This is a genomic window from Celeribacter marinus (assembly GCF_965656515.1).
Classification (GTDB): Bacteria; Pseudomonadota; Alphaproteobacteria; order Rhodobacterales; family Rhodobacteraceae; genus Celeribacter; species Celeribacter marinus_D.
The window spans coordinates 39693-47910 of sequence record NZ_CBFHKW010000002.1 but is presented as its reverse complement, the minus strand read 5'-3'; the positions used below and the strand labels follow the sequence as shown (position 1 = coordinate 47910).

8 protein-coding genes and 1 pseudogene are annotated in these 8218 nt (G+C 54.5%); 3 read left to right on the top strand and 6 right to left on the bottom strand.

Annotated elements, in window-relative coordinates; genetic code table 11:
* The 4 genes from ACTG34_RS00855 to ACTG34_RS00840 form a co-directional block, all read right to left on the bottom strand.
* A partial coding sequence (locus ACTG34_RS00855) for a GumC family protein (protein WP_439103163.1) occupies positions 1–2091 on the bottom strand: 2091 nt, incomplete at its 3' end.
* A gap of 7 nt (positions 2092–2098) precedes the next feature.
* Complete coding sequence (locus ACTG34_RS00850) at positions 2099–2881, bottom strand: metallophosphoesterase (RefSeq protein ID WP_439103162.1); 783 nt, start codon at positions 2879–2881, stop codon at positions 2099–2101.
* Positions 2878–4344, bottom strand: a complete 1467-nt coding sequence (locus ACTG34_RS00845) for an O-antigen ligase family protein (protein ID WP_439103161.1) — start codon at positions 4342–4344, stop codon at positions 2878–2880. The genes ACTG34_RS00850 and ACTG34_RS00845 overlap by 4 nt, the downstream gene beginning before the upstream one ends.
* A 4-nt stretch (positions 4345–4348) precedes the next feature.
* On the bottom strand, positions 4349–4993 hold the full coding sequence (locus ACTG34_RS00840) for a hypothetical protein (RefSeq protein WP_439103160.1): 645 nt from the start codon (positions 4991–4993) through the stop codon (positions 4349–4351).
* Between the two features lie 202 nt (positions 4994–5195).
* On the opposite strand from ACTG34_RS00840, the gene ACTG34_RS00835 reads away from it, so the two are divergent.
* Complete coding sequence (locus tag ACTG34_RS00835; protein WP_439103159.1) at positions 5196–5636, top strand: hypothetical protein; 441 nt, start codon at positions 5196–5198, stop codon at positions 5634–5636.
* Between the two features lie 24 nt (positions 5637–5660).
* Here the strand turns inward: ACTG34_RS00835 and ACTG34_RS00830 are convergent, their stop codons facing one another.
* Positions 5661–6089, bottom strand: coding sequence for a hypothetical protein (locus ACTG34_RS00830; RefSeq protein ID WP_439103158.1), 429 nt, complete (start codon positions 6087–6089; stop codon positions 5661–5663).
* 328 nt (positions 6090–6417) lie between these two features.
* Positions 6418–6861, bottom strand: coding sequence for an Lrp/AsnC family transcriptional regulator (locus ACTG34_RS00825; RefSeq protein ID WP_439103157.1), 444 nt, complete (start codon positions 6859–6861; stop codon positions 6418–6420).
* Positions 6862–6977: 116 nt separating this feature from the next.
* Between ACTG34_RS00825 and rocF the strand changes: the two genes are divergently transcribed.
* Positions 6978–7904 (top strand): arginase, encoded by a 927-nt coding sequence (rocF, locus tag ACTG34_RS00820; protein ID WP_439103156.1) that lies wholly within the window; start codon positions 6978–6980, stop codon positions 7902–7904.
* Positions 7905–7927: 23 nt separating this feature from the next.
* A pseudogene (locus tag ACTG34_RS00815) lies at positions 7928–8218 on the top strand (ornithine cyclodeaminase); the annotation flags it as partial.

Sequence of the window (8218 nt, the reverse complement as noted above, 5' to 3'; positions counted from 1 at the left end):
GATAGATTGGGCCTCATCGGCGTTGAGTGTCGCGAAAATAGGCGTCTCGCTCTTTTTCGCGGCCTCTAGTTGGGCAATGGCGTCACGCACGTCACCTTGTGATGTTGTGCCGTATCGCACCGTGAATACAATTGCATCGACCAAGGGTGCTATATAGCGGGCATCAACAACTGGCAAAACCGGTGGCGTGTCTATGATGACGATATCAACACTTTGTCGCGCGCTTTCAATCAGATCGCAAAAGGCGGTGCTCTGTAGCAATTGGTCCGTGGGTAGGTCCGCATTGCCGCGCCCAAGTATGATGGCCGCCTGCGATTTTGGATCGGCCACATAAAAGCTGCGCCCAACCTCTTTTTTGTCGCGGCTATCTCTAAGGTACTCCAAAAAACCTTCGTCTGGCTCGAACCCGATGTATTTGTGTTGCGAGGGGCGACGCAGATCGGCGTCAATCAACAACACGTTTTTGCCAGCATTTGCATAGGTGCGGGCCAAGGCGAGCGATACGGAGGATTTTCCCTCACCAATGTTGGCAGATGTTACCATCATGACGACACTTCGTAATGTGCGATCCCTGAGACCTTGATCAATATGGGCGCGTGCGCGGCGTAGGGCCTCGCTAAACAAAGACATAGGCGCATCCGTGACTAAATCGGCTATGCCGAGTTGTGTGTCGGTGATCTTTACATTTGGAATGAGGCCGATCACTGGGCCAGACACCAGATTACGCAATTGGCTAAGAGCACTCACCCCTCCCACAAAATACTCGTTTATGATCGCCAATCCGAAGGCCACGCCACTTGCGATGATGAACGCAATTGCGAGCGATATTTTGTAATTTGGGGCGCTGGGAAAGCTTGGTGCAATCGCGTCAGACACCACGCGACTGTCGGCAACTTGGACCAATGCTTGTGCTTCGATACTGCGCACGCGCGACAAAAGCGTTGTATACTGACGTTGTGCAATGTCTGCCTCTTGTTGGATTTCAAACAGACTTGCCAGTGTTTCTGGCGATAAATCACTTTGCATCATCTCTTGGCGCAATGCGCGTTGCGTCTCAGCGAGAGTGTTCTGGCGGACCGTCAATGTGGTTTGAAACGATGAAATTGCATCGTCTGCCTGTTGATCCATCTTGGATTGGGTCAGCGATAACGCGGCACGCAGGCTTTCTTGTGTTTGTGCGCTCTCTTGCGTGCTTGTCAGGCGCTGTTCAATTTGGCGTCGTTGATCATTGAGGCCCGCCAGTGCATCATTCGACAATACTGTGACGAGCGCATCCCAATCCTTGCTTGCCCGAGCGGTTTGCGCGGTTTCAATCTGTGCCTTGATTTGGCGTGTGTTGTCACGCGCTGCTGTGACCTGTCGTTCCAGTTCCAAAAATACATCGGTGCCAACTTCGGCTTTTAAACGGGCCGAATTGTCGGACATGAATCTGTCGAACCCGGATTCGCTGTGGGCGAGCTGTGTTTTTGCGGTGTTGAGTTGCGCCTGTAGCACATCGCGCGCGGACAATGCGGCATCGGTTTTGGCCGCTACCTGTTGTGCAATATAGACCTCGGACAAGGTGTTGGCGATGGTCGCCGCTTTTTGGGGACTGGACGATGTCGCGGACACGGAAATGAGGTATGTTAGTCCCTTTCGCTGTATGCGCAGGGCATCACTTAGTTTCACCGCCGTGGCCGCGATCATTTTTTTCGGGTCGCCCTGCGACGAGGTTGTCAGGCCAAGCGCCGTTTTGATTTGATCAAAGCGGCTTAGTCGCGGACCAAATTCGGTGTCTTGCACCAAGCGCAGTTGTGTCATCGTCTCGAACAACACACGGTTCGAGCGCAAAATTTCGACCTCGCTCTCTATTTTCGAGTTTTCCGCCAAACCGGATAGGGATCCGAATTGCTCGGTCGCCAACAGATCCTTTTTCGAGGGATCGACGTAGATCAGCGCAGTGGAGGTATAGAGTGGGGTTGTATTGAACAAGTACACCAAAACCAGCCCGATGATGATGGCACCGCTCACTGCCATTAACCGTATCTGGCGTTTGATCATCGACATGACGCCCGAAATATTTGTGGATTCCAAATTTATCATATGTCTCATTTCAGTCTCAAAAATATGGGGATGCCTGCGACATGTGGACGTCTGCGGCGATGAAATGAGGCGCGCGCCCCTCAACAAGTCGGACCGCTGTGAGCACGCCGCTCTTATAGGCTCCGGTATCGATGTTTATCGTTTTATGTCCGATGCTTGGGGCGTCGATGGGGCGGTGGCCGTGGATCACGCATTGGGTAAAGGTGTGACCTTGCAAAACGGCAGGATCAGTCCAGATCAAATCGTCTTTGCGTTGTTGATCGATGCGGCGGGCAGGGTTTAGGCCTGCGTGAGAAAAGAACCATTTTGGAAGGCTGACACACACCGGAAGATCTGCGAGGAACTGGCGGTGGCTCGATGGGATCCGCGCCGCCATTTTGTTGAATGAGTGTTGAGCGCCCTGATCTTGATGGAAGCCGTAGGAGGCCAAGGTTTCAGCGCCACCAGACGCGATCCAGTCGTCGGCCGATTGCGGCGTGCGTAGAGCATGAAGACACATGTCTTCGTGGTTTCCGCGCAGACATATGCGGGTGATCCCATTGGGCGCGGGCGTCAACAGATGATCCAAAAGCTGCGCAGATTTGGGACCACGATCAATCATGTCGCCGAGTACGATGAGTAACGCTGGGCCGTCAAAGGTGCGCGCATCCGCAACGATCTGGTCTTCAAGCTGCTTGTAAAGGTCGTAGTGCCCATGAATATCGCCAACCGCATAGGTGACGCTTGGCGTGTGGTCCAAAGTTAGTTTTTTGAGCTGACCCGTTGCGGGGAGAGCTGTGCGCCATGGCCAATGAATCATTTCAGCTCCATTTGATATGTGCTGGACAGGCTCAAACCCATTGCGATGATCACGAGTAGTAGCAGCGTGTTGGCCTGTACTTCAAAGCTGAAATCAACCAAAGAATGCGTGGCCGCCATCGCCAATGCCCCCAGTGCAATGGCTGGCGCAAACTGAGGCCGAGGTGCGCGCCGCACGCCACGCATGAGGCGCACTGCCGACCATGCAAGGGCGATCATGGGCGCAGTTCCTGCAATGAGCCCAACTTCGGCCCATAGTGTTAGGTATGAATTGTGTGCTAAATCCCAGATGACCGCGGGTGAGGCGCGTTGATCATGGATCAGGGGAAATGCGATTTGAAACGTATCAAGTCCATATCCTACCCATGGCCGCGCCAAAATCAGATCCCAAATGTTTGCATAGAGATCCAGTCGGATATTCAGATCGGGCATGAAGAAAAGCAACCTCGTACCGATGTCTCGTGACATTAAAAGGAGTACGAACAATGTGAGGGTGCCTCCGGCGCCGATCAGATGACGCCATGTGATACGCACTTTGGGTGTCTTTCCAGTCGCCATAGAGGCATAGGTGACGCATGCGCCAATTATCGTTGCCGCTGTCCCCATGCGCGATCCTGACGCAATGAGCGCAGTACACAGCAAGGCCAAACACACACCGTTGGCAACTGTTCGGGCATCCACGGGCTTGCGTTTTTGACGCCGCAGAATACGCCAATCAGCGCGCATGTGCATTTTCGGCGAAAACACAAAGCCCATCCCAATGATGATGCCAAGGCCCATGAAGCTCGCAAACGAATTGCGGTTTACAAAGGGGCCGGTTGCCCACCCGAGGTAGGCGGTTTTCTCTCCCCAAATAGCACGATCCCCCATCACGCTGAGCAAAATCATCGCTACGACCGCATGTAGCGTGACACCGTAAAAGATGATCTGCGCCAGTTTGCGGGCGTGGCGCGGGCGGCGACAGACCTCGAATGTGAGGATGAACAGCATGGTATATGTCGCAAGACGCAAGATGGCGAGCAGGGTTGCGGAGGGGCTAAGCGTGACGGTTTCGGGGGCGGCGTCAGGTGGGAATGCTCCGTCAAACAGGTGACCCAATGGCAAGAGTTGTCCCGCTGAAAATAGCGGCAAGAGTGCGGCCAGAGCCATAATGCGGCTCTGGGTTTGAATGCGGTAGATATGTTCTTTGTGGCGTATCACAAAGCCCAACATCATGACGGATGCGACTATGGCCCATATCGCCCACGGCATTGGCCGATGTGAGCCATATGGAACCGGCACGAGGATGACGATTAGGCCAATGAGCCAGATGTAGAGCGAGGCGTTGGCGCGGTTTGATGTTTGCACGATGTCGCGGTCGGGAAGGAAGGACACGACGAATTGCAGAGGTGCAATGCCATCGCGCGCATGATCAGCTTGAGCTGCGGCAGGCGTATCGCTCTGAGATGCGGCGGGCAAAATCATGGTATCACATGCCGCCAGAGGGACGAGAGGCGCGCGGTATTGCGTCGATATTGGATGTGATGCTTAGGTGTGCGGTCGGATGGACCGCGACCAATTCCGCCAGCCATGCGCGGGTTGTTTTGTCGGATAGTAAGACGGTTAAATCATGCTCGAGGCCGGCCGCAATAGCGTCAGAATGGGGCAAGTCCAATGCCAAAAGAACACGCTTTTGAGCCAGCCATCCTTCGTTTGGGGCCAAGTGTGTGGAGCGCGCCAATGCGTCGTGTGCTGCTACATTATCGCCCGACGCCCATGCCGCGCGCGCGGCGGTGAACCATGCCAACCCCCATGTTGGATTGGTCCGTATAACGCGCATGGCGTATGCTCCACATTGTGTGGCGGCATGCCGATATGTCTCGCGCGCAACCGCGGTCGAAAGGGGGGAGATCAATCCGTCGTTGCACATTTCCAAGAGGGCTGATTGCGACCTGATGGACCATGGCGAAACCGAGATGTTTTGAAGTTGGCGCAATTGCAAAAACGCGGCGTTTGGACCCGACTTTGTATGGCGCATGGCGCTATACTCATCGACCGCCGCCTGTGTGGCGATCGAGCCCGTCAAGACAGCCATCACGAGCAGGGAGGCGCTAAGTGTCGTCGCGATTTTCATGTGCCTCCTTGATTTGGGGCAAAGGAACGAGACATTTTTGTGTTCTGTTTCGATGCAGGGTCGCGTGGGCGATGTCGGGTGTGCATTGCCCGTGTTGGGTTGCGAATGATACTTTTGATAGATTTGCACACTTTTAGGTTGATTGATAGCGCTTTTTTGTGCCACTTAAGGGTGTATTGGTCGTTTTGGAAATGAGCGCTTTATGACAGCAAGACTGACAATAGTAGCATCTGCATTCTGGCTGGCCCTGTGCCCATGGGCGGCCTTGTCCCAAGATATAGATATCGCCGCTGCGTGTGCCGCCGATGAATCGGAATGTGCGGCGCTTGTGGATCTACAAATCGCTGCGTTGCAAGCCGCAGGTCTGACTGGGGATGAGCTTGACGCGGCGATTGGCCAGATTGCGGCGTCTGTATACGCCGCCGCACAGGTCACAACTTCGCCGTCCGCCTTGTCGGGCTTGGCCCGCGCGATAAAGGGAGCTGCGGACCAGATGTCGAATGTGGCGGCGTCTAATGGTCTAAGACAAGCGGCGAACGCGGTTGCCAAAGGCGAGGCTGCGACGACACGGATCACAGCCTATGGGTTGACCCAACCCGTTAACGTGCCAAGAACGCTTGGCGTGTCCGCGTCTCCTAATTGAGAGGTTTCGTGTGTTGCGCACAGCTCAATGGCATTCACGCACGCCACGCTTGATCAATTCACGTCCCGAGAGTTGGCGCAGACCAACTGTCGTGTAGCGTGCATCTGACAGATACCACGCCCGAATGGACGCAGGGTAGTGCGCGGCCATGACGCCCGACCAGTATTCAAATGCGTCAGGGGGCAAGGCCAGTCCGTAAAACTGGCTCATCGGGCCGTGAAAGCCGAACGATACATCGCGCGAGACACATGTATTGCGTAGCCCGAGGTATAATGTGCACGCCGAGTTACAATAGCCATGTGTGATCCTGACCTGTGTGTGGTTCGCGCGCAGGTCCTTTATTTCTTTGATCCGCGTTTCAAGTCGTCCACCCGGATCATTGCCAATGATAAGTACAGCGCGTGTCTGTGTTGCGTACGCGCGGCCTGGTAAAAACGCGATTATGACGGCCATAAACAGGATGATCATATAGCCAAAATAGCGCGCGATGGCCCGTCTGCTTTCGCTGTTCTGTTTGATACCCTGATCCGCTTGCATCGCAACTACCCCACTACTTCGCTGGTATACGATCAGCGGGACGCGTCAATTGCGCCTAAGTGCGAGTAAAAACTAAAGAGGTTAATGACGGATGGGTGGGAGCGCACAAGTTTGGTGAAACTCATTAAGATTATCGAGGATTTTATCGATAAAACGATCAATCCGGCGGTGTGTGGGGGCGCCGATCTTTGGGGTCGTGTTATGCGTGGATGAAAATCGGCTTTTCAGGCGGCGCGCAGACCAGTCAGGTTTGACGCCCGACTTTGCCGTGGTGATGTGTTCCCAAAAGTAGATTTGTCTCGGATTCCGAAATGCCGTCAATCTCGCGCATTGCACCAAGTGCAGCATCGAAATTTGATAGGTTCTCGCTCGCCAACTCTACGATCAAATCCCACTTTCCATTGGTTGAGTGAATGCCCTGAATCCCGGTGATTTTTTGAAGCTGCGCAATGATCCGCGCCGTGCGGTGTCCTGCGATTTTGATCAAGGTGATACCACGCACCGGACTTGTCAGATCATCCTCGCGTACACGCACGGTAAATCCCGTGATCGCACCCGTGCTGATCAACCGATCCAAACGGGTTCGGACCGTTGCGCGCGACACCTCGAGAGACGCCGCAAGATTCGCGATAGGCTCGCGGCTATTGCGGCGCAGATGAGCGATAAGCGAGCGGTCCAAGTCGTCCATTTTGATATCTTTATCTTTCACAACGGGTGAATGAATTTGCAAAGTGATCACTTATTGCACTTATTACTGCCACTTATTGCAAGGAAAATATGCGCCTGACTGTGAGGAAAACGCACGTGACACATTGTATACTTATCGGAGCCCCCGTTCAGGAGGGTGCTAGCCAACGCGGATGTCGTATGGGGCCAGAGGCGCTTCGGACGGCGGGTTTGGCCGAGGAGCTGACCAAGCTGGATTGTACGGTTGAGGACCGCGGTGACGTGCGGCCCGACGTGCGCGTGCGCCCAGTGCATCCAAATGCGGCGATCCATCACATGGATGAGGTTGTGGCGTGGACCGAGGCACTTTGTGACGCGGCCTATCATGGCGCCCGCGATGGTACGCCCATTTTCCTTGGCGGCGATCATTGCATGGCGGCGGGTACGGTGACGGGCGTTGCGCGCGCGGCCGCAGAGCAAGGCCGCCCAATGTTTGTTTTGTGGCTCGATGCACACCCTGATTTCCATTTGCTCGACACCACCGAGAGCGGCAACTTGCACGGAACGCCCGTGGCCTATTACACGGGACAAGAGGGGTTTTCGCCGTATTTTCCCGATGTCAGCCACCCCGTGGCGCCAGAGAATATTTGCATGATGGGCCTGCGCTCCGTTGACGGTCACGAGGCCAAGGCCATTCAGGCTGCCGGGATCGAACTGCATGATATGCGCGCCATTGACGAGTTCGGGATTGTGGCGCCATTGCGCGAATTTTTGGCGAAAGTGAAAGCGGCCAACGGGTGGTTACACATCAGTCTTGATGTGGACTTTTTGGACCCTGCAATTGCCCCCGCTGTTGGCACGACTGTGCCAGGTGGAGCGACCTTTCGCGAGGCACATTTGATTATGGAAATGGTCGAAGAGGCGGGCTTGGTCCACTCATTGGATTTGGTCGAACTCAATCCTTTTCTGGACGAGCGCGGGCGGACGGCAAAACTGTTGGTCAACTTGACCGCGAGCCTTTTCGGGCGGCGCGTTTTAGACCGCATGACGCGTAGCGCACAATAATACTCCGAAAATAGAGATAAACCATGCAAAAACAATTGAATGTCGTGCCTTTCGTGAGTGTTGAAAATATGATGCGCTTGGTCCTCGATATTGGCATAGAGACCTGTATCGCGCAGATCGCCGACTGCATCGAAGATGACTTTAGACGGTGGCCAGAATTTGACAAAACCCCGCGCATTGCTTCGCATAGCCATGAGGGCGTGATTGAGTTGATGCCCACATCTGACGGCGTTGATTACGGGTTCAAATACGTCAACGGTCACCCCAAGAACATGAAAGACGGGTTGCAAACCGTCACGGCCTTTGGCCTTTTA

Bases quoted from the DNA above. Each gene is read 5' to 3' on its own strand.
- ACTG34_RS00850 (WP_439103162.1), bottom strand. From the start codon at position 2,881: ATGATTCATTGGCCATGGCGCACAGCTCTCCCCGCAACGGGTCAGCTC.
- ACTG34_RS00845 (WP_439103161.1), bottom strand. From the start codon at position 4,344: ATGATTTTGCCCGCCGCATCTCAGAGCGATACGCCTGCCGCAGCTCAA.
- ACTG34_RS00840 (WP_439103160.1), bottom strand. From the start codon at position 4,993: ATGAAAATCGCGACGACACTTAGCGCCTCCCTGCTCGTGATGGCTGTC.
- ACTG34_RS00835 (WP_439103159.1), top strand. From the start codon at position 5,196: ATGACAGCAAGACTGACAATAGTAGCATCTGCATTCTGGCTGGCCCTG.
- ACTG34_RS00830 (WP_439103158.1), bottom strand. From the start codon at position 6,089: ATGGCCGTCATAATCGCGTTTTTACCAGGCCGCGCGTACGCAACACAG.
- ACTG34_RS00825 (WP_439103157.1), bottom strand. From the start codon at position 6,861: ATGGACGACTTGGACCGCTCGCTTATCGCTCATCTGCGCCGCAATAGC.